The sequence below is a fragment of the Actinotalea sp. JY-7885 genome (assembly GCF_014525465.1).
GTDB lineage: Bacteria > Actinomycetota > Actinomycetes > Actinomycetales > Cellulomonadaceae > Actinotalea.
This window is the reverse complement of record NZ_JACEXH010000042.1, coordinates 1-20,472: the sequence shown is the minus strand read 5'-3', so window position 1 is coordinate 20,472 and position 20,472 is coordinate 1. Positions and strand designations below refer to the sequence as shown.

The 20,472-nt window shown below is 72.2% G+C and carries 21 protein-coding genes; 13 read left to right on the top strand and 8 right to left on the bottom strand.

The window, feature by feature from the left end; genetic code table 11:
- The 3 genes from IDM29_RS05980 to IDM29_RS05970 all read left to right on the top strand — a co-directional run.
- The coding region (locus IDM29_RS05980) for a cold-shock protein (RefSeq protein ID WP_188037295.1) at window positions 1-288 on the top strand (288 nt) is incomplete at its 5' end.
- Window positions 289-400: 112 nt separating this feature from the next.
- Window positions 401-1,087, top strand: coding sequence for a VOC family protein (locus IDM29_RS05975; protein ID WP_182112373.1), 687 nt, complete (start codon window positions 401-403; stop codon window positions 1,085-1,087).
- A gap of 23 nt (window positions 1,088-1,110) precedes the next feature.
- On the top strand, window positions 1,111-1,530 hold the full coding sequence (locus tag IDM29_RS05970; protein WP_182112372.1) for a cupin domain-containing protein: 420 nt from the start codon (window positions 1,111-1,113) through the stop codon (window positions 1,528-1,530).
- A gap of 182 nt (window positions 1,531-1,712) precedes the next feature.
- Here IDM29_RS05970 and IDM29_RS05965 read toward each other — a convergent pair whose 3' ends face one another.
- Complete coding sequence (locus IDM29_RS05965) at window positions 1,713-2,753, bottom strand: LacI family DNA-binding transcriptional regulator (protein ID WP_182112371.1); 1,041 nt, start codon at window positions 2,751-2,753, stop codon at window positions 1,713-1,715.
- Window positions 2,754-3,078: 325 nt separating this feature from the next.
- Between IDM29_RS05965 and IDM29_RS05960 the strand changes: the two genes are divergently transcribed.
- From IDM29_RS05960 to IDM29_RS05945, 4 genes are all read left to right on the top strand, one after another.
- The gene (locus IDM29_RS05960) at window positions 3,079-4,389 is read left to right on the top strand and encodes an ABC transporter substrate-binding protein (protein ID WP_182112370.1); all 1,311 of its coding nucleotides are present in this window, start codon (window positions 3,079-3,081) and stop codon (window positions 4,387-4,389) included.
- An 86-nt stretch (window positions 4,390-4,475) separates the two neighbouring features.
- Window positions 4,476-5,468, top strand: a complete 993-nt coding sequence (locus IDM29_RS05955) for a carbohydrate ABC transporter permease (protein WP_220457979.1) — start codon at window positions 4,476-4,478, stop codon at window positions 5,466-5,468.
- A complete protein-coding gene (locus IDM29_RS05950; RefSeq protein WP_255491671.1) occupies window positions 5,461-6,273 on the top strand; it encodes a carbohydrate ABC transporter permease in 813 nt (270 codons plus the stop codon). Before IDM29_RS05955 ends, IDM29_RS05950 begins: the two co-directional genes overlap by 8 nt.
- Window positions 6,274-6,293: 20 nt before the next feature.
- Window positions 6,294-9,308, top strand: a complete 3,015-nt coding sequence (locus IDM29_RS05945) for a glycoside hydrolase family 2 TIM barrel-domain containing protein (RefSeq protein ID WP_182112369.1) — start codon at window positions 6,294-6,296, stop codon at window positions 9,306-9,308.
- Window positions 9,309-9,501: 193 nt separating this feature from the next.
- On the opposite strand, the gene IDM29_RS05940 is transcribed toward IDM29_RS05945, so the two are convergent.
- From IDM29_RS05940 to IDM29_RS05930, 3 genes are all read right to left on the bottom strand, one after another.
- The gene (locus IDM29_RS05940; RefSeq protein ID WP_182112368.1) at window positions 9,502-9,897 is read right to left on the bottom strand and encodes a VOC family protein; all 396 of its coding nucleotides are present in this window, start codon (window positions 9,895-9,897) and stop codon (window positions 9,502-9,504) included.
- A 140-nt stretch (window positions 9,898-10,037) separates the two neighbouring features.
- On the bottom strand, window positions 10,038-10,988 hold the full coding sequence (locus tag IDM29_RS05935; RefSeq protein ID WP_182112367.1) for an alpha/beta hydrolase: 951 nt from the start codon (window positions 10,986-10,988) through the stop codon (window positions 10,038-10,040).
- A gap of 39 nt (window positions 10,989-11,027) precedes the next feature.
- Window positions 11,028-11,858, bottom strand: a complete 831-nt coding sequence (locus IDM29_RS05930; protein ID WP_182112366.1) for a helix-turn-helix transcriptional regulator — start codon at window positions 11,856-11,858, stop codon at window positions 11,028-11,030.
- Window positions 11,859-11,942: 84 nt separating this feature from the next.
- Here IDM29_RS05930 and IDM29_RS05925 point away from each other — a divergent pair, with 84 nt between their 5' ends.
- Window positions 11,943-12,527, top strand: coding sequence for a dihydrofolate reductase family protein (locus IDM29_RS05925; RefSeq protein WP_182112365.1), 585 nt, complete (start codon window positions 11,943-11,945; stop codon window positions 12,525-12,527).
- 122 nt (window positions 12,528-12,649) lie between these two features.
- A complete protein-coding gene (locus tag IDM29_RS05920) occupies window positions 12,650-13,660 on the top strand; it encodes a trans-acting enoyl reductase family protein (RefSeq protein WP_182112364.1) in 1,011 nt (336 codons plus the stop codon).
- 97 nt (window positions 13,661-13,757) lie between these two features.
- Here IDM29_RS05920 and IDM29_RS05915 read toward each other — a convergent pair whose 3' ends face one another.
- Together IDM29_RS05915 and IDM29_RS05910 are read right to left on the bottom strand one after the other, a co-directional pair.
- Window positions 13,758-14,645 (bottom strand): hypothetical protein, encoded by an 888-nt coding sequence (locus tag IDM29_RS05915; protein WP_182112363.1) that lies wholly within the window; start codon window positions 14,643-14,645, stop codon window positions 13,758-13,760.
- A gap of 216 nt (window positions 14,646-14,861) precedes the next feature.
- Complete coding sequence (locus IDM29_RS05910) at window positions 14,862-15,203, bottom strand: YciI family protein (RefSeq protein ID WP_182112362.1); 342 nt, start codon at window positions 15,201-15,203, stop codon at window positions 14,862-14,864.
- Window positions 15,204-15,587: 384 nt separating this feature from the next.
- On the opposite strand from IDM29_RS05910, the gene IDM29_RS05905 reads away from it, so the two are divergent.
- Window positions 15,588-16,319 (top strand): DUF72 domain-containing protein, encoded by a 732-nt coding sequence (locus tag IDM29_RS05905; RefSeq protein WP_223148024.1) that lies wholly within the window; start codon window positions 15,588-15,590, stop codon window positions 16,317-16,319.
- 215 nt (window positions 16,320-16,534) lie between these two features.
- On the opposite strand, the gene IDM29_RS05900 is transcribed toward IDM29_RS05905, so the two are convergent.
- Window positions 16,535-16,825 carry a DUF4287 domain-containing protein gene (locus IDM29_RS05900; RefSeq protein WP_182112361.1) on the bottom strand — a complete coding sequence of 97 codons (291 nt, stop codon included), beginning with the start codon at window positions 16,823-16,825 and terminating at the stop codon, window positions 16,535-16,537.
- 182 nt (window positions 16,826-17,007) lie between these two features.
- Window positions 17,008-17,421, bottom strand: a complete 414-nt coding sequence (locus IDM29_RS05895) for a RidA family protein (protein ID WP_182112360.1) — start codon at window positions 17,419-17,421, stop codon at window positions 17,008-17,010.
- 200 nt (window positions 17,422-17,621) lie between these two features.
- On the opposite strand from IDM29_RS05895, the gene dnaK reads away from it, so the two are divergent.
- The 3 genes from dnaK to IDM29_RS05880 form a co-directional block, all read left to right on the top strand.
- A complete protein-coding gene (gene dnaK, locus IDM29_RS05890; RefSeq protein ID WP_182112359.1) occupies window positions 17,622-19,481 on the top strand; it encodes a molecular chaperone DnaK in 1,860 nt (619 codons plus the stop codon).
- Window positions 19,478-20,101, top strand: coding sequence for a nucleotide exchange factor GrpE (gene grpE / locus IDM29_RS05885; protein ID WP_182112358.1), 624 nt, complete (start codon window positions 19,478-19,480; stop codon window positions 20,099-20,101). Before dnaK ends, grpE begins: the two co-directional genes overlap by 4 nt.
- Window positions 20,102-20,129: 28 nt before the next feature.
- A partial coding sequence (locus IDM29_RS05880) for a DnaJ domain-containing protein (protein WP_188037294.1) occupies window positions 20,130-20,472 on the top strand: 343 nt, incomplete at its 3' end.

Sequence of the window (20,472 nt, the reverse complement as noted above, 5' to 3'; positions counted from 1 at the left end):
CGCGGTCGGCCCGACCGCTCCGCGCCGTCCGGGCGCGGTCGGCCGGACCGTGCGCCGTCCGGCGGATCCACCTCCGGGCCGCCCGCGCGCGGCGGCGAGGGCGTGGTCGCGCGGTACGACGCGGATCGTGGCTTCGGCTTCATCACGCCGGACGCGGGCGGCGCGGACCTGTTCGTCCACGTCTCGGTCGTGCGGGGCGGCGAGGCGCTGCAGGAGGGGGACCGCGTCCGCTTCAAGGTCCGCCAGAGCGACCGCGGAGCCCAGGCCGACGGCGTCGAGCGCGTCTGAGCCGGTACGTCCGGCGGTCCCGCCGTCCACCCGACCCTGGACGGCCGGGTTCACGGCGCCGTAGCGTCGGCGTGCACGAGCCTGCGCGTCACCGCACCTGGGGGCACCGGACATGGACATGCTGGCGAACAGCGAGATCACCGCTGCCGGGCTGACCGACTGGCGCAAGCTGGCCCAGGGGCTGCACGCGCGCTACCTGGTCGACGACTTCGGTGCCGCCGCGCGGTTCGTCGCCGCGGTCGGCGAGGCCGGCGACGCGCTCGGGCACCACCCGAGCGTGTCGATCGGCTCGGGGCACGTCGACCTGAAGCTGGTCAGCGACGACGCCGTCTTCCGTGACGGCGAGGGCACCGAGCACGTCGTGGAGTGGGTGACGCAGCAGGACCTCGACCTCGCGGGTCGGATCACCGAGATCGCCGCCGAGCACGCGCTCGCGGCCGACCCGGCCTCGGTGAGCGTCCTCGAGCTCGGGCTCGACACGGCGCGGTCGGCGACCATCGCCCCGGTCTGGGCCGCCCTGCTCACCGGGGACGCCGCGTCCCAGGGGCGCGGGTCGCCCAGCGACGAGGTCCGCGACGCCACGGGTCGGCTGCCGAACCTGTGGTTCGGGGACGCCGAGGAGAGCGAGGGCCAGCGCCAGCGCTTCCACGTCGAGGTCTACGTCGCCCCCGAGGTGGCCGACCAGCGCATCGCCGCCGCCGTGGCCGCGGGAGGGACGGTCGTGGACGACAGCCAGGCGCCGTCGCTCACCGTGATCGCCGACCAGGACGGCAACCGGGGCATCGTCTGCGTCGCCTGAGGTCTGTACCCCGAGGAGGGGCCATGGAGGTCACACGCAGCGGCGGCTCGACGAGCGCCGGACCCGCGGACTGGTTCACCGGCACGGTGTGGATCGACGGCATCCGCATCCCGGACGACCGCTCGGCGCTGGGCTGCGGGCACGTGCGGTTCGCCCCCGGCGCGCGCACCGCCTGGCACCGCCACCCCAAGGGCCAGACCCTCTACGTCACCGACGGCATCGGCTACGTCGCGGCGCGGGGCGGCACGGTGCAGGAGATCCGCCCGGGCGACGTCGTCCACATCGCGCCGGGGGAGGAGCACTGGCACGGCGCCACGCCCGAGCGCTTCATGGCCCACGTCGCGCTGCAGGAGGCTGATGCGGACGGCGAGGTGGTGACCTGGCTCGAGCACGTCACCGACGAGGAGTACCGCGCCGGGGCGGCCTCGCGATCGCAGGGCTGAACCTCTCGTCCGCGGCAGTCGGGTGAGGCCCACAACGTCAGCCGCGCCTTGCACCGCTTCCGGGCGGCCGTCTCGGACTGAGGGCCGTCCGGCCGGCGTCGGCGGAGCATGCGCACCTCCGGTGATGTCGCCCTCGCGACGTCGCCCGCCCGCGTGAGCGCCGCGGCCCCGCCGTCGGATGGCTAGTCGCGGTCGACCGGCCGCGGCCCGGTGCTCGACCGCACGACGAGCTCGGTGGGGACCAGCACGCGGTCCTGGACGGCATTCGCGCCGTGCCGCACCTGCCCGACGACGAGCCGGACGAGCTCGTCCCCGATCTGGGTGAAGTCCTGGCGCACGGTGGTCAGCGGCGGCGCCGAGAAGCCGCTGAGCTCGATCCCGTCGAAGCCGACGACCGACACGTCCTGCGGCACGCGCAGACCCGCCTCGCCCAGGGCGCGGACCAGCCCGAAGGCCATGTCGTCGTTCGCGCAGAACACCGCGGTGAGCGACGGGTTCCCGGCGAGCTCACGCCCCACCGCGTAGCCCGAGGCGGCGGTCCAGTCGCCCCGCACCAGGGGCGGCGGCCGCAGGCCCGCCTCGTCGACGGTGCGCTGCCACGCCGCGGCACGCGCGCGAGCGGCCCCCGACGTCGCCGGGCCGGCGAGGTGGTGGATCGTGCGGTGGCCGAGGTCGACCAGGTGCTGGACGGCGTCGCGCGTGCCCTGCACCTGGTCGGCGACCACCCCCGCGTAATGCCCGGTGAAGCGGGAGTCGGACACGGCGACGGGCATCCCCCGGGGCAGGGTGAGGGTCTCCGGGGTCGCGCCCTCACCCCAGAGGATGATGAGGCCGTCGATCGCCTGGTGAGGCAGGCGGTGCGCAGCGGCCTGCCAGGTGTCGGCCGCGGGGTCGCGCACCGTCAGCAGCGTCACGGAGTAGTCCTCGGCCGCGGCCGCGCGCACGACCGCCTCGGTCGTCAGCGCCTCCCCGGGGCGCCCGAGCCGGTTCGCGAGCAGGCCGATCGTGCCGTACGAGCCGTTGCGCAGCGCACGGGCGGCGCGGTTGGGCGTGTACCCGAGCTCCTGCATGGCTCGCAGGACCCGCTCGCGCGTCGCCGGGCGGACCACCTCGGCACCCGTCGAGACGCGGGAGACCGTCTGGGCGGAGACGCCCGCGAGCTTGGCGACGTCCTCGATGGACGCGCCGACCTTCCTGCGCCCCCGGCCGGTGCCTGCTGCCACACAGTGATGCTAGTCCGGCGATGTTGACGTCAACGCCGACAGTCACATTTCGGCCCGTCTGGCGCGCGTGCCGTTACCCGATCGTGATGGGAGAACCTGGTCAAGGCGCAGGGGAGCCCATATGTTCACCTAAACATTTGCGGCTCAGAGAGGAGCAGCAAGCGCGCCATCACCGACCGATCGGGCTCCCGATGTGGGCAGGCGCGATCGAGATCCGGCGCGGACCGCACCCCCGGGGTGACGGTCCGTGCGACAGCTCGCCTACCCCATCCAGCCGATCCCCGGCGCACGCCGACGGGCGGCAGCGACACGAAGGAATCCTCAGATGACCACGTTCCGGAAGTCGGCCTCGGCAGGTGCCGTCCTCACCCTCGCCCTCGCCCTCGCCGCCTGCAGCGGCGGTTCGAGCGAACCGGGCGGCAACGACGAGGCGGCGGCGGAGGGGGACGGCACGCTCACCGTGTGGGCGTGGGACCCGGCCTTCAACATCTACGCCCTGGAGGAGGCCGAGAAGATCTACCAGCAGGAGCACCCCGACTTCGAGCTCGAGATCGTCGAGACGCCGTGGGAGGACGTGCAGACCAAGCTGACGACGCTCGCGCAGTCCGGCCAGCTCGAGGAGCTCCCGGACATCTTCCTCATGCAGAACAACGCGTTCCAGAAGAACGTCATCAACTACCCGGACGTCTTCAGCGACATGTCCGACGCGGGCATCGACTTCAGCGAGTTCCCCGAGTCCGTCGTGACGTACTCGACCGTCGACGGCGCCACCTACGGCGTCCCGTTCGACAACGGCACCGCGATCTCGGCCCTGCGGACGGACGTCCTCCAGGAGGCCGGCTACACGGTCGAGGACTTCACGGACATCACGTGGAGCGAGTACATCACCCTCGGCAAGGACGTCCTGGCGAAGACGGGCAAGCCCCTGCTGTCGGGCCAGGCGGGCTCCGCCGACACGCTCATGATGATGCTGCAGAGCGCCGGGGCGAGCCTCTTCGACGACGAGGGCAACCCGACGATCACCGGCAACGAGGCGCTGCTCGAGGCGATCGACGTCTACCAGGAGCTCGTCACCTCCGGCGTCCTCCTCGAGGTCAACTCGTGGGACGAGTACATCGGCACGCTGACCAACGGCACCGTCGCGGGAACGATCAACGGGGTCTGGATCGTCGGCTCCATCCAGTCGGCCGCCGACCAGTCCGGCCTGTGGGACGTCACGAACCTGCCCAAGATCGACGACGTCGACGGCGCGACCCACTACTCCGCGAACGGCGGCTCCTCGTGGGCGGTCAGCGCGACGGGCGACACGGAACTGGCCGCGGACTTCCTCGCGTCCACGTTCGCCGGCTCCACGGAGCTCTACGACACGATCCTCCCCGCCTCGGGCGCCCTGGCGAACTGGACCCCGGCGGGTGAGAGCGACGTCTACTCCGAGCCCCAGGAGTTCTTCGGCGGCTCGCCGATCTTCAGCCGGGTCGTCGAGTACGCCAGCGAGGTCCCGAGCAACAACACGGGGGCCTACTACTACGAGGGCCGCGACGCGGTCAGCGTGGCCGTCACCAACATCATGGGCGGGGCCGACCCGGAGTCGGCCCTCCAGGAGGCGCAGAGCACCGTCGAGTTCGCGATGCAGTGACGTCCGGACCGGGCGCGGTGGACTGCTCGCCGCGCCCGGTCGCCGTCCGACCCGCGTCCATCCCCTCCGCAGAAGGTGAGCCAGCCGTGTCCAACGCCGCGCCGACTGACGAGGCAGTTCCTCCCGTCGCCCGGTCGCGGGCCCCGCGCCCGCGACGCCCCAGCCGTTCGTCCCGGCCCCCGGGCGGTCCCCGCCCGGCGCTCCGCCTGGAGCGGCGCCGGAGCCTGACGGGCTGGTCCTTCCTCCTGCCCGCATCGCTGCTCATCGTCGGGCTCAACTTCTGGCCGATGCTGCAGGCCTTCCTGCTCTCCCTGCAGACCGGCCGCGGGACGCGGCTCCAGCAGGCGGAGCCGCTGTGGTCGAACTACCAGCGGCTGCTCGAGGACGCGACCTTCAAGCAGACGCTGCTCACCACGTTCGTGTACCTGATCGTCCAGGTCCCGATCATGCTGGCCCTGGCCCTGGTGCTGGCCACGCTCCTCAACGACAAGAACCTGCGGTTCAAGGCGTTCTGGCGGACGGCCATCTTCCTGCCGAGCGCCGTCGGGCTCGTCTCCTACGCCCTGGTCTTCCGCACGATGTTCGCCAACGACGGCCTGGTGAACGACGCCCTGCTCTGGGCGGGACTCATCGACGGCCCCGTCAACTGGCTGGGCGAGCCGGGCACCGCCCGGATGGTCGTCATCCTCGGCCTGCTGTGGCGATGGACCGGCTACAACATGATCTTCTACCTGGCCGCGCTGCAGAACATCGACCACTCGACCATCGAGGCGGCGAAGATCGACGGCGCAGGGGGCTTCAAGACGTTCTGGTACGTCACCATGCCGCAGCTCAAGCCGATGATCCTGCTCACGGCGATCTTGTCGACCAACGGCACGCTTCAGCTCTTCGACGAGTCGTTCACCCTCACCGGGGGCGGGCCGGCGAACAGCTCGATGAGCATCTCGCACTACCTCTACCTGGTCTCGTTCCAGAACAACCCGAACTTCGGGTACGCGTCCGCGATCTCGTACGTGATCCTCATCATCGTCGCGGTCCTGGCCGCGATCCAGCTGAGAGTTGGTGACAAGCGTGACTAGGCGGGCGTGGCGCCGGGTGCCCGGCTACCTGTTCCTGACGGTCGCCGCCCTGGCGTCGATCTTCCCGCTGTACTTCATGGTGGTCTCGGCGACGAACACCAGCCAGGAGGTGCTGGCCTCCAAGCTCCTGCCGGGCACGAACCTGCTGGCGAACTTCGCGACGCTGACGTCGACCGCCGCCCTGGGCCCGGCCCTGTGGTACTCCGGCCTCATCGCGGTCGCCACCACGGTCCTGGCGCTGGCCATCACCTCGATCGCCGGCTACGGCTTCGAGATCTACCACACCCGGGCCAAGGACTGGCTGATGGGCCTGCTGCTGCTGGCGATCATGATCCCGTTCGCGGCGACGATGATCCCGCTGTTCCGGATGTTCGCCGATCTGGGCCTGGTGAACTCCTGGTTCGCGGTGGTGCTGCCCACGATCTCCACGCCGTTCCTCATCCTGCTCTTCCGCCAGGCGTCCCGGACCTTCCCGCACGAGATCATCGAGGCGGCGCGGATCGACGGCCTCCGGGAGCTCGAGATCTTCCTGCGGATCTACCTGCCGTCGATGAAGCCCACGCTCTCCGCGGCGGCGGTCATCACCTTCATGGCCTCGTGGAACAACTTCCTGTGGCCCAAGGTGATCCTCGTCGACAGCGCGACCCAGACCATGCCCATGCTGCTGGCGAACATCCGCGCCGGGTACGTGACCGACTACGGGATGCTCATGCTCGCCGTGCTCATCGCGTCCGTCCCGGCTGTGGTGATCTTCCTCGTCCTGCAGCGCAGCTTCGCCCAGGGCATCACCGGTGCCCTCAAGTGACCTACGACGGAGTGACACAGATGGCGTTCGACCCCGCCCGCATCGCTGACCCCGAGTTCTTCGCCGAGAACCGGCTCCCCGCCCACTCCGACCACCGCTGGTTCAGTGGCCGGGCGGAGGCGGCGACCGGGACCAGCGCGTTCGAGCAGTGCCTCAACGGGCTCTGGAAGTTCCACTACGCGAAGAACCCGGCGCAGACGGTCGCGGGCTTCCAGGACCCCGACTACGACACCTCCTCGTGGGACGACATCCGCGTCCCCGCCCACATCCAGCTCGAGGGCTACGACCGCCCGCAGTACACGAACGTCCAGTACCCCTGGGACGGCCACGAGGCGCTCGAGCCGGGGCAGGTGCCGACCCGGTTCAACCCCGTCGGCAGCTACGCGACGACGTTCGCGCTGGACCGCCCGCTGGCGGACGGCGAGCGGCTGAGCGTGTCGTTCCACGGCGCAGAGAGCGCGATCGCCGTCTGGCTCAACGGGACCTACATCGGCTTCGGGGCCGACTCGTTCACGCCCTCGGAGTTCGACCTGACCGAGGCCGTGGTGGACGGGGAGAACACCCTCGCCGCCCAGGTCTTCAAGTGGAGCGCGGGGTCGTGGCTCGAGGACCAGGACTTCTACCGCTTCTCTGGGATCTTCCGTGACGTCGTCCTGTACCGCCGGCCCGCGGCGCACCTCGAGGACCTGAGCGTGCGCTCCGTCGTGTCCGACGACCTGCGGACCGCGCAGGTGGTGCTGCGTCCCATGGTCAGCGGCGGCGGCTCCGTGCGGGCGACCCTGGTGGGGCACGGCGACCTGGTCGAGTCCGGGGACGGCGAGCTCTCGATCACCCTCGCCGACCCGCACCTGTGGAGCGCCGAGGACCCGTACCGCCACACGCTCGAGATCGAGGTGCTGGGGCCCGACGGCGCCCCGACCGAGCTCGTCGTCCAGCCCGTCGGCGTGCGCCGGTTCGGCATCGAGGACGGCCTGCTGAAGATCAACGGCAAGCGGGTCGTGTTCCGGGGCGTCAACCGGCACGAGTTCGGGCTGAACGGGCGCGTCGTCACACGCGAGGAGACCGAGGGGGACGTGCGCCTCCTCAAGTCCATCGGGGTGAACGCCGTCCGCACGAGCCACTACCCCAACAACTCGTACTTCTACGACCTGTGCGACGAGTACGGGCTGTACGTCATCGACGAGATGAACCTGGAGACCCACGGCATGTGGGACCGGGTCGCCGCGGGCGAGCTCAGCGTCGACGCCGCGCTGCCCGGTGACCGACCCGAGTGGCTCCCGGCGCTGCTCGACCGCGCGGCCAGCATGGCGCAGCGCGACAAGAACCACCCCAGCGTCGTCATGTGGTCCTGCGGGAACGAGTCCTTCGGGGGCACGAACCTGCTCGCCGTGTCCGAGTGGTTCCGCGCGCTCGACGACCGTCCGGTGCACTACGAGGGCGTCCACTGGGACCCGCGCTTCCCCGAGACGACCGACGTCGTGAGCCAGATGTACACGCCGGCGGGGGACGTCGAGGAGTGGCTGCGGACTCACCGGAGCAAGCCCTTCATCCTGTGCGAGTACGCCCACGCGATGGGCAACTCGTTCGGCGCCGTGGACAAGTACCTGGAGCTCGCGGACCGCGAGCCGCTCTTCCAGGGTGGGTTCATCTGGGACTTCGCCGACCAGGCCATCCGCCTGCGGGACCGGCACGGACGCGAGTACGACGGCTACGGCGGCGACTGCGGCGAGGCGCCGCACGACTACGAGTTCAGCGCCAACGGCATCGTCCTGGTCGACCGCACGCCGACACCGAAGGTGCAGGAGGTCCGGTACCTCTACCAGCCGTTCCGGATCGCCGTGTCGCACGCCGAGCTCGAGATCCACAGCCGACGGCTCTTCACCGACACCTCGGACCTGGACTGCGTCGTGACCCTGCGACGCGACGGGACGGTGCTCCGCGAGACGTCGCTGGCGATCGACGTCGGGCCGGAGGAGACGCGGTCCTACCCGCTCCCGGTGGTCGTGCCCAGCACGCCGGGCGAGTACGCGATCGACGTCTCCCTGAGGCTTCGGCACGCGACGGCGTGGGCACCGGCCGGGCACGAGGTCGCCTGGGAGCAGCAGGTCATCGTGATCCGGCCGACGGCGCCGGCGAGGTCGCGCGAGACCGCGCCCACCCTCGTCGAGGGCTTCCACAACATCGGGGTGCGCGGGCGGCACTTCTCGGCCCTGTTCTCGCGCAAGCACGGCGGCCTGGTCTCCTACCGCTACGGCCTGACCTCGGACGGCGGCCGCGAGCTGCTCCAGGGCATCCCGCGCCCGAACTTCTGGCATGCGCCGACGTCCAACGAGCGTGGCTGGGGCATGCCGTTCCGGGACGGGCACTGGCTGCTCGCGAGCCGGTACGCGGAGCCGTCGCCCCGCCTGGAGCGGCCGGTCGCCACCCTGCGCGAGGACCACGTGGAGGTCCGGTACGGCTACCTGCTGCCGACGACGCCGCACAGCGAGTGCGACGTCGTCCACCGGGTGTACGGCAGCGGGCGGGTCGAGGTGGACCTGAGCCTGCGCCCGGGCGCCGGCCTGCCGGACCTGCCCGAGCTGGGCATGCTCTTCACGGCCGACGCGAGCCTGCGGCACCTGCGCTGGTACGGCGACGGGCCCGACGAGTGCTACGTCGACCGGCGCCGCGGGGCGCGCCTGGGCATCTACGACGCGGACGTCCAGGACCAGCTCACGCCGTACGTGCGCCCGCAGGAGGCCGGCAGCCGCACGGGGGTCCGCTGGGCCACGGTGACCGACGACCGGGGCGCGGGGCTGCGGTTCGACTGCGACGAGAAGATGGAGCTCTCGGCCCTGCCGTGGACCCCGTTCGAGATCGAGAACGCCCAGCACCCCGTCGACCTGCCGCCGATCCAGCACACGATCGTGCGGCCCGCGCTGATGCGCCGGGGCGTCGGCGGCGACGACTCCTGGGGAGCCACGACGCACCCGGAGTTCCTGGTGCCGCAGGGCAGCGACCTCGTGTTCCGGTTCGCGTTCCAGGGCCTGCGCTGATCGGGTCCCGACCACGACGCCGAGGTCTCCACGCGCGACGGCGTGGAGGCCTCGGTGGTCGGGGCGGGGTCCGCTCGCGTCCGGCGGGATGTCTGGGCAGCGAGGCGCCGGCCTCGAGGACCGCGTGGTTGGCGCCGCCGTCGGGCCGCGCTCGGACCCGCGGGACACCTCCGGGTGAGGGCCGACCGGGGGCTCAGGCGACGCAGAACTCGTTGCCCTCCGGGTCGAGCATCACCACGTGCCCGAGGACCGTTCCGCCCTCGTCCTGGTAGTGCTCCTCGCGCACGACGCTCGCCCCGGCGCCGACCAGCTGCGTCACCTTCGCGCGGATCAGGTCGGCGCGGGCGTGCCAGTCCCAGGGCGGCTCGCCGGCGACCCGCAGGTCGATGTGCAACCGGTTCTTCGCGCTCTTCGGCTCAGGGACGCGAAGCCAGCTGATGGCCGCACCGACGCCCTCCGGGTCGACGATCGAGGCGCCGTCCGGGTCGACGTACCCCGGCTCGGGGACGTAGCCGAGCGCCAGTGCCCAGAAGGCTGCCAGCGCATGCGGGTCGGCGGCATCGCCACCGAGCGTCCAGTGCATCGCCATGCCGAACGGTAGGCGCCGCGGGACGAGGCGCGCCAGGGGGCCGGGCGTGAGGTCGGGCGCCTCCGGTCACACGGGTCGGTTCGTCGTCCGCGCTGTCCACACCATCCGCCGTCGACGTCGCACATCCGCACCGACGACGGTCATGCGCACGTGCGTCCTCGCTGCAAAGGTGCGACCTCGCCCGACGTCAGCCGGCGGAGCTCCTGGTCGACGGCGTCGAGCAGGGCCTGGAACCCCGGCTCCTCCACGGGGAAGTGGCCGCACCCGTCGAGCTCGACGAGGCGCGTCCCGCCCCGCAGGCGTGCGAGGTACGCGGCGCTGACGTGCGTGGGCGTCCAGCGGTCCGAGCCCGGGTGGAGGAGCAGGACCGGTGGGCCGTCGTACTCCTCGGGGCGCACGGCAGGCCCGCTCTCGAGGAACGTGCGGAACCAGCCCAGAGGCATGGCACCCCCGCCGCCCTCGCGGTCGCGCAGCACCTCGGCGCGGAGCCCGGGATGGTTCGAGATCGTCGTCATCGGCGCGATCCAGCGCAGCGGGAGGCGGAGCCTGCCGAGCGGTCCGACGGCCAGCCGCAGAGCGGGGCCGGCGAGACGGGCCAGCCACGGCGCCCGGACCAGCACCGCGCGGACGTGCGGATCACGGGTGTCGAGGAGGCAGGTCACGACGACGAGGTCGGCGCGGCCGCCCAGGGCCGCCGTGTCCAGCGCCAGCATCCCGCCCATGCTCGCCCCCATCAGCACGAGCGGCCGTCCGTCGTCGATCTCGGCGACGACGTCCGTGAGCACCGCGCGCCAGTCGTGGAAGGTCAGGGCACCGGGCCGCGCCCCGCGGGTCAGCCCGTACCCCGGCAGGTCGAGGACGGTGACGCGGGCACCGAGCGTCGACAGGTGCGCCGCGAAGGGCCACATCGCCGCCGCGTTGCCCCCGGCCCCGTGCACGAGCAGCATGCGGACCGGGGCGTCCGGTGCGCCGACGTGCTCGAGGTGGACGTCCCAGTCCCGCCACCGCCAGGTCTCGGCATCCCGTCGTGCGTCCGGGGGGACCGGTCGGACGTACGGCTCGTAGCGCCGGTCGTCGGCAGCGGGCGTCATCCGTCCAGTCTTCCCGTCCCACGTCGTGGGTCCGTCCCGTCAGACGCGACCCGGTGCCTGCCCGATCGCGGCGTGAGGGGTAGGGACCGCCGGTGCTGCCATCAGGCCCCCCGGGGTCGCGCCGGCGTACCGACCGAATTCACGCGTCAGGTGGCTCTGGTCCGCGTACCCGTGGGCCACGGCCAGATCGGCGAGGGGACGGCGTCCGAGATCGGCGAGGGCGCGCTCGAACCGGACCACCTGGGCGGCCGCCTTCGGGGTCAGGCCGACGAGTGCCTCGAAGCGCTCGGTGACGTACCGGTGGCTCCACCCGGTCGACGCCGCGAGCTCGGCGACCCGGAGCCGGCCGCCGCTCGCGCTGATCCGGTGCCAGAGCCAGGTGACGAGCGGGTCCGAGGGGTCTGACGCACCCGTGAGCCGCAGGAGCGCGTCGTCGACCAGGGCGAAGCGCTCGCGCCACGTCCCGGCGGACGCCAGATGGTCGCCGAGGTCGGCGCCCAGGGCCGGCGCGACGTCACCGAGGGCCGTGACGCGTCGCGCGACCTCGCGCCCGGGAACGCCCAGGACCCGCTGGACGCCGAGCGGCGTCAGGAACACCTGCACGCACTCGCGCGCACCGCGGAAGACCGTGTCGGTGTAACCCGGCATGAGGCCCGCGACGAAGGCGGTGTGCGTGCCCTGGTCGCCCGACGGCGCGTCGATGGTCAGCCGTGAGTTCCACGACACCACCAGGGGGACCAAGGTTCCCGCCGGTTGCCGGCGGTGCACCTCGCCCGGCGCCTCCTCCCGCAGACCGACGACGCCGGCCACCGTGCCGCGCAGCGCGGGGTGAACCCGGTGCCGCACGAGTCCGATGGCGTGCTCATCCACGCGGATGCCCCCGATCGATTTCCTTCAAGCGGCCGCCGGACCTGGGGCGGCAGCCTCGTCCCATCGAACGAGAGGAGAAGGACCATGCGCAAGGTGGTGGCCGTCGAGTTCCTGAGCGTCGACGGCGTGATGCAAGGGCTCGGCTCGCGCGACGAGGACACCGACGGGGGCTTCGCCCACGGCGGCTGGGGCGCGCACTACGGGGGCGCGCTGCAGGAGGTCATGGACGGGAGCGAGCTGGCGGCCACGACGGGATACCTGTTCGGGCGACGGACCTACGAGAGCCTCGCGGCCTTCTGGCCCACCCAGCCCGACGACAACCCCATGGCGCGACACCTGAACGCGACGCCGAAGCACGTGGTGTCCCGCACGCTGACGCATCCCGAGTGGGCGGGGACGGCCGTCGTCGACGGCGACCTCGGGTCGGCGGTGCAGCAGCTGAAGGACCGCGGCGAGGGCTCGATCACGGTCCTGGGCAGCGGTGTGCTCGTCGCCGAGCTTTTCCGGCTCGACCTCGTCGACGAGATCAGCCTCTTCGTGCACCCATTGCTCCTCGGGACCGGCAAGCGCCTGTTCCGCGGGCTTCCGGCCCCGCGCCGGCTGCAGCTGCTCCGCTCGGCCACCACGAGCGCCGGGACGCTGGCCGTCCGCTACGCGATCACCCGCTGAGACGGCAGCGTCGGAGAGTGGGCTAGCCGAACAGGATCGCGCGCGAGCGCCCCGCTCATCCACCACGCCCCGCGCGCGTCGCGCCCTCGACGTGCCCGCCCGTTCCCGCGACCATGATCCGCATGAGCACCCCGGTCCTTGTCTACGGCGCCTCCGGTCACACGGGTCGGTTCGTGGTCCGCGAGCTCGTGCGCCGGGGCCTGGTGCCCGTGCTCGCCGGACGCAGCGCCGAGCGCCTGGCGGCGGCGTCGCCGAGCGACGCGCTCGCGGTGCGCGAGGTGGGCGTCGACGAGCCGGACCGGCTGCGCGAGGCCGTCGCCGACGTCGGCGCGGTGATCAACTGCGCGGGCCCGTTCCTCGACACCGCCCTGCCGCTCGCACGCGCCGCCGTCGCGGCCGGCGCCCACTACCTCGACGTGACGGCGGAGCAGCCGGTGGTGCGGGCGGTGTACGACGAGCTCGACGGCCCGGCACGCGCAGCCGGCGTCGCCGTCGTCCCGGCGATGGCGTTCTACGGCGGCCTCGCGGACCTGCTCCTGACCGCCGTCCTCGACGGCGCGCGGGCCGCGGACGAGGTCGACGTCGCGATCGCCCTGGACCACTGGTGGCCCACCGAAGGCACCCGCGCGACGGGTGCGCGCAACACGGTGACCCGGCAGGTCGTCCGGGGCGGCCACCTGGTGCCCCTGGCGGCCCCGGCGGCCACCGCGACCTGGGCCTTCCCGCCGCCGTTCGAGGAGCAGGCCGTCGTCGAGCTGCCGCTCTCCGAGGTGATGACCGTCCACCGCCACCTCCAGGTCGGCGAGCTCCGCTCGTGGCTCACCACGGCGCCGCTCGAAGAGCTCCGGGACGCCCGGACACCGCCGCCGACGGCGTCCGACGACGACGGGCGGTCCGCGCAACGGTTCGTCGTCGACGTCGCGGTGCGTCGGGGCTCCGCGCGGCGCCGCATCACCGCGAGCGGGCGCGACATCTACGCGATCTCCGCGCCGATCGTCGTCGAGGGCGTCGCCCGGCTCCTCGACGGCCGTCACCGGGGCACGGGCGCCCTCGCACCGGGACAGGCGTTCGACGCCGCGGACCTGCTGCAGAGCCTGACCGCCGTCGACGCCTTCGCGACGTCACGAACGTAGGAGCCTCCCCAGGTCGAGGTCGCACATCCGCACCGAGGACGGTGTTGCGCACGTGCGTCCTCGCTGCAGACGTGCGACCTCGCCGGGCGGCAGGCGCTCAGGTGGAGAGGGAGGGGCGCGGGGTGAGGGTGAGGTCCGGGAGGGCGCGGCGCACCCGTGCGGCGAGGTGGGCTGGACGGCGGAGGTCCTCCGCCGTGAGTCGCAGCAGGCGCCAACCGCCGTCGAGGAGCGCGTCCTCGCGCCGCTTCTCGGCGACGACGACGTCTCCGGTCCTGTCCGCGTACTTGCCGCGCCCGTCGTACTCGGCGAGCGCTCGGTGCTCCGGCCACCCGAGATCGGCCCAGAAGGTGCCGAGGTGCGTCTCGACGGGCACCTGCGTCTCCGGGCGCGGGAGGCCGACCTCGAGCAGCGCGACGCGCGCGAGGCTCTCACCGGCCGACTCCGCGCCGTCGTCGGCCGTCTCCAGGGCGAGCCGGGCGCGGACGACCCCGCGTCGGGGGCCCAGGGAAGCGAGGAGCTGCGCGCAGCGCTCGCGGCTCGCGCCCCGGTGCAGCGCTGCGTCCGCGACGACGACGCCACCGCGCACCGGCTCCGTCATCGCGCAGTCGACCACCGTGCGCTCGAGGCTCGTCGTCCGGAGCCCCTGCAGCACGACGACGTCCTCGGCCGTGAGGGTACGACGGCGACGCACGACGTCGGGGCTGGCGGTGGAGCGCGCGCTGAAGGGCTGGACGACGTGCGTGACGGTCGGAGTGCGGAGGGTCGGGAGTCCCCAGAGCAGCGCGGCGGAGGTGTGGCTCAGGACCGTGTCGGACGTGAGCTGGGCGCCGATCGCCACGATCCGTGCGAGCGCGAGGGTGCGCCGCGCGTCGGCCGACTCGAGCACCCGGCTCTCGACGTAGGCCCCGGGCCGGACACGGAGCCAGCTGCCGTCGCGGACGCGTCCGGCGACGACGGAACGGTGGTGGTCCCGTGCGAGGTGCACGCGCGGCAGCGTGGGTGGGGCGGGCGTCAGGGCCCCCGGACGTCGACTCACCCCCTGACGGTGCCCCCCGGCCCCGCGCCTGAGGTGCTGTCCACACCATCCGCCGTCGACGTCGCACATCCGCACCGAAGACGGTGATGCGCACGTGCGTCCTCGCTGCAGACGTGCGACCCCGCCGGGCGTCGACGGTGGCGTGCGGGTCAGAGTTCCGGGGAGCTACCTGATGACCCGGACCTCCTGGGGCCAGCCGCAGCCCTCGGCGACCCTGCCGGCCCACATCTTGGCCGTCTCCAGGTCGGGCACGTCGATGATGGTGATCCCGCCCAGGTACTCGGTGGTCTCGGCATAGGGGCCCTCGGTGATCGCCACGGTCCCGCTCGTCGCGTCGGCGCTGAACGCGTCGGCCAGGTCCTCCTCGAGCCCGCCGGCGAAGACCAGGACCCCGGCCGCCGCCATGTCACGGACGACCGCCGTGCTGGGCTCCACGCGGCTCTGGAACCACTCGGCCGGGTGATCCCCGACCCACTGCTGGTTGAAGTAGATGGCGTACTGGGTCATGTCGCTCCTCCTTCGAGGCGGGCCTGTGTGGCCTGTCACCACCCTGACGGACGAGCCTCGCCGGAATCGACAGTGTGTGGCGGACCGACGACGTCGGCCGGTCGGCTCGGGCGATCTCCGCCCGACGGCGCCGGTGTCGGGCCGGTGCGTCACGCGGTTCTCATCGGCAGGAACGGGGCTCGACGCCAGAACGTTGGGGGGCGCGACCGAAGGGCCGGGCCCGTCGCAGCGTCACCACTGCGCGGCTGCCGCTGAGGGTGCCATACCGGGGGATGGCCCGGGGGGCCGCGCGCTGGTGCGCGAGGACGGGTCTCCGGGACGAGCATGACGACGTCCGATGGGGTGACCGCTCCGCGGGCGGCCCTTTCTGGGAGGATCGCCTGCATGGCACCTGGGACGGGTGGGCAGGTGGACGTCGTCGTAGGGCTGTGTGGTTGGACGGTGTCCCAGGCGTCGTACGTCCGTCGCTTCCCCGTCGTCGAGGTGCAGCACACGTTCTACGAGCCGCCGTCCGACGCCGTGCTGATGCGCTGGCGAGCCCAGGTGCCGGCCGGTTTCGAGTTCACCATCAAGGCGTGGCAGATCGTCACCCACGAGTCCAACAGCCCCACCTACCGGCGGCTGAAGCAGCCTCTGCCGGACAGCGCGCGTGGCCAGGTCGGAGCGTTCCGGACCACCGCTCCGGTCCTCGAGGGCTGGCAGCGGACCCTGGAGTGCGCCCGGATCCTGCAGGCCACCGCCGTACTGCTGCAGTGTCCGAAGAGCTTTCGCCCGACGGCCGACAACGTCGGACGGCTGCGCAGCTTCATGGCGCAGGTGGAGCGGCCAGCGGGGCGGCTGCTGTGGGAACCCCGTGGTGAGTGGCCCACGCAGCTGCTCACGGAGCTCTGCGCCGAGCTGGACCTTGTGCACGTCGTCGACCCGATGCAGACCGAGACCGTGACGCCGGAGCAGACCTACTACCGCCTGCACGGCACCACGGGCTCTCGGCACGTCCACACCGATGACGAGCTGCGCCGGCTGCGGGGCATGGTCGACGGCCGCCCGTCGCCCTACGTGATGTTCAACAACCTGCCCCGCGTCGGCGATGCAGAGCGGTTCCTCGCCCTGCTCTGATGTCCGAGTCCTCAGGGGTCTCGGCGGGAGCGGAGCGCACGGTCATGCCGGGGCGCCCGGACGTCGACTCACCCCCTGGTTGAAGTAGGTGGCGTGCTGCGTCATCGCTCCCCCTCCGCGGCCGCCCGGTGTGGCCTGTCACCACTCTGACGGGCGGATCTCACGGGAATCGACAGGTCGCCGGCGTCCGCGACGAGCCGCTGGGCGGCGATGCGTCAGGCGGGCGGGCGGGTGGCCTGCCCGTCGAGCCAGAGACGGTCGCTGTCGTCACTGTGGGTGCCGCCGGAGCCGACATGCGTCGAACCGATGCGGTCGCCCTTCGTGATGACGTGCACGAGGGCCATGCCGTGCCCGCGTCCCAGGTCGTACTCGTCCTTGAGCCACTCCAGGATGGGGCCGGCCTTCGTGTCAGGACCGAACCCGCGCTCGCGGGCCTGCTCGATGAACTGGCGCGGCGTGAGGCCGGTCTTCGTCTCGATGGTGTCGAGGTAGGCCTGGAAGGACACGTCCGCTCCCGCATGTGGTCGGTTGTCCGAGTCTTCGCACGCTACCGCCCGCCGGGTTCACTGCGACAGGCGGAGTGCACACCATCCGCCGTCGACGTCGCACATCCCCACCGACATCGGTGATGCGCACGTGCGTCCTCGCTGCAGACGTGCGACCTCGCCCGTGAGCGGGGTGGGCGAGGTCAGCTCTCGGGAAGGACCGCGACGGCCTCGACCTCGACCAGCTGGTCGTCGTAGCCGAGCACGGTGACGCCGAGCAGCGTACTGGGCACCTCGTGGTCGCCGAACGCCGCGTGGACGACGTCCCAGGCGGCCCCCAGGTCGGACTGCCTCGACGAGGCGACGTAGACGGTCGTCTTCACGACGTCGGTCAGCTGCGCCCCGGCCGCATGGAGCGCGGTCACCAGGTTCGCCACCACCTGGCGCGCCTGCCCGGCGACGTCGCCGACGGCCACGGTGTTCCCGTCGCCGTCCAAGGGGCAGGCGCCGGCCGTGAAGACGAGCCGCCCGGGGCTCGTCACCGCGGCGTAGGCGTACGGCGCCTTCGCGCTGAGCTCCGCGGGGCGGACCAGGGTGATCGTGGGCTCGGACGTCATGGGGCACAGGATGGCGCGCGAACACGCCGAGGCGACGGCGGACACGCGCCGGCCGGATCGCCGGCGGGCGGCGGGAACATCCGGCATGCCGCTTGGGTTGAGTCTGGTGGGCTCAACTCTGGCGTCGCAAAGTTGCGTCGCCGACGCGCCCGCAGCAGACTTGAGTGCAGCAGGCTCAACACACGGAAGAAGGAACTCTCATGGCACGTGCGGTCGGGATCGACCTCGGTACCACCAACTCCGTCGTCGCTGTCCTGGAGGGCGGCGAGCCGACGGTCATCGCGAACGCGGAGGGCTCGCGCACGACGCCGTCCGTCGTCGCCTTCTCCAAGACCGGCGAGGTCCTCGTCGGCGAGGTCGCCAAGCGCCAGGCGGTGACCAACGTCGACCGGACGATCAGCTCGGTCAAGCGCCACATGGGCACGGACTGGTCCGTCGCCATCGACGACAAGAAGTACAACGCGCAGGAGATCTCCGCGCGCATCCTCGGCAAGCTCAAGCGTGACGCCGAGGAGTACCTGGGCGAGCCCGTCACCGACGCGGTCATCACGGTCCCGGCGTACTTCAACGACGCCGAGCGCCAGGCGACCAAGGACGCCGGCCAGATCGCGGGCCTCAACGTGCTCCGCATCGTCAACGAGCCGACGGCGGCGGCGCTCGCCTACGGCCTGGAGAAGGGCAAGGAGGACGAGCTCATCCTCGTCTTCGACCTGGGTGGCGGCACGTTCGACGTGTCCCTGCTCGAGGTGGGCAAGGACGAGGATCAGTTCTCCACGATCCAGGTCCGCGCGACGTCGGGTGACAACCGCCTCGGCGGCGACGACTGGGACAACCGGATCGTCGAGCACCTCATCAAGGAGGTCAAGAACACCGCGGGCGTCGACCTGTCCAAGGACAAGATCGCGCTCCAGCGCCTCCGCGAGGCCGCCGAGCAGGCCAAGAAGGAGCTCTCGTCCGCGACGAGCACCACGATCTCGATGCAGTACCTGTCGATGAGCGAGAACGGCCCGGTCCACCTGGACACCAAGCTCACGCGGGCGCAGTTCCAGCAGATGACGGCGGACCTGATCGAGCGCACCAAGGCCCCGTTCCACGCGGTCATCCGCGACGCGGGCATCCAGCTCTCCGACATCGACCACGTGGTCCTCGTCGGTGGCTCGACCCGCATGCCCGCCGTGACCGAGGTCGTGCGCGAGCTCACGGGCGGCAAGGAGCCCAACAAGGGCGTCAACCCGGACGAGGTCGTCGCCGTCGGCGCCGCGCTCCAGGCCGGCGTCATCAAGGGTGAGCGCAAGGACGTGCTGCTCATCGACGTCACCCCGCTGAGCCTCGGCATCGAGACCAAGGGCGGCGTGATGACCAAGCTCATCGAGCGCAACACGGCCATCCCGACCAAGCGCAGCGAGATCTTCTCGACGGCCGACGACAACCAGCCGTCCGTGCTGATCCAGGTGTTCCAGGGCGAGCGCGAGTTCGCGCGGGACAACAAGCCGCTCGGGACGTTCGAGCTCACCGGCATCGCGCCGGCGCCGCGCGGCGTGCCGCAGATCGAGGTCACGTTCGACATCGACGCGAACGGCATCGTGCACGTGTCCGCCAAGGACCGCGGCACGGGCAAGGAGCAGAAGATGACGATCACCGGCGGCTCGGCCCTCCCCAAGGAGGACATCGAGCGCATGGTGCGCGAGGCCGAGGAGCACGCGGCCGAGGACAAGAAGCGCCGCGAGGACGCCGAGACCCGCAACCAGGCCGAGGCCTTCGCGTACTCGACCGAGAAGGTGCTGGCGGACAACGGCGACAAGGTGCCGGACGACGTCAAGACCGAGGTCACGGGCGCCATCACCGAGCTCCGCACGGCGCTCGAGGGCGACGACATCGAGGCCGTGAAGTCGAAGCAGGCCGCCCTGACGGCGGTCAGCCAGAAGATCGGCGAGGCGATCTACCAGTCCGACGCCGCGGGTGAGGCCGCGGCCGGCACGGCAGCGCCCGAGGGCGCCGCGTCGCCGCAGGACGACGACGTCGTCGACGCCGAGATCGTGGACGAGGACGAGAAGAAGTGACCGACCAGTTCGCGGACCAGCCCGGGCAGGGCGGGGGCGAGGAGACCGACCCCGCCCGCCCGCGGTTCACCGACAAGCGCAGGATCGACCCGGAGACGGGCGCGGTCCGCGAGTCGCAGCCGACGCCGGCCGCACCGGAGCCCGAGGCGGCGACGCCGCCCGCGGAACCGGACGCACCGGCGCCGGCCCCGGGCGGGGCCGAGGCCCTGGCCGCCGAGCGGCTCGAGGACCTGCAGCGACTCCAGGCCGAGTACGTCAACTACCGGCGCCGGGTCGACCGCGACCGGCTCGTGGCGCGCGACCAGACGGTCGTCGCCATGGTCGAGGCGCTCCTGGGCGTGCTCGACGACGTCGAGCTGGCCCGCCAGCACGGCGAGCTCGCCGAGGGCCCGTTCGCGTCGATCGCGGACAAGCTCGAGGCGTCGCTCGCGAAGTTCGGCTGGGAGCGGTACGGCGCGGCCGGCGAGCCCTTCGACCCGACGGTGCACGAGGCGCTCATGCACTCGCACTCGGACGAGGTGAGCGAGCCGACGGTCGTGCAGGTGCTGCAGCCGGGGCACCGGGTGGGCGACCGCATCGTCCGCGCGGCGCGCGTCGCCGTCGCGGAGCCCGGCGCCTGAGCAGGACGAGGACGGGGAGGAGGGTGCGATGACCGGCCAGGACTGGTTCGAGAAGGACTTCTACGCGACGCTCGGCGTCCCGAAGAACGCCGACGCGTCGGCCATCAAGAAGGCGTACCGCAAGCTCGCCCGCACCCTCCACCCCGACCACAACCCCGACGACGCGCGGGCGGAGGAGCGCTTCAAGGAGGTCGGCGAGGCCTACGCGGTCCTGTCCGACCCCGAGCAGCGCCAGCAGTACGACGCCATCCGCGCCATGGCGGGCGGCGGCGCGCGCTTCAACGCGCCGGGCCGCGGCCCGGGCGGCCAGGGCGCGGCCGGCTTCGAGGACGTCTTCGGCGGCCTCTTCGGCGGCGGCGCCCCCGGCGGCG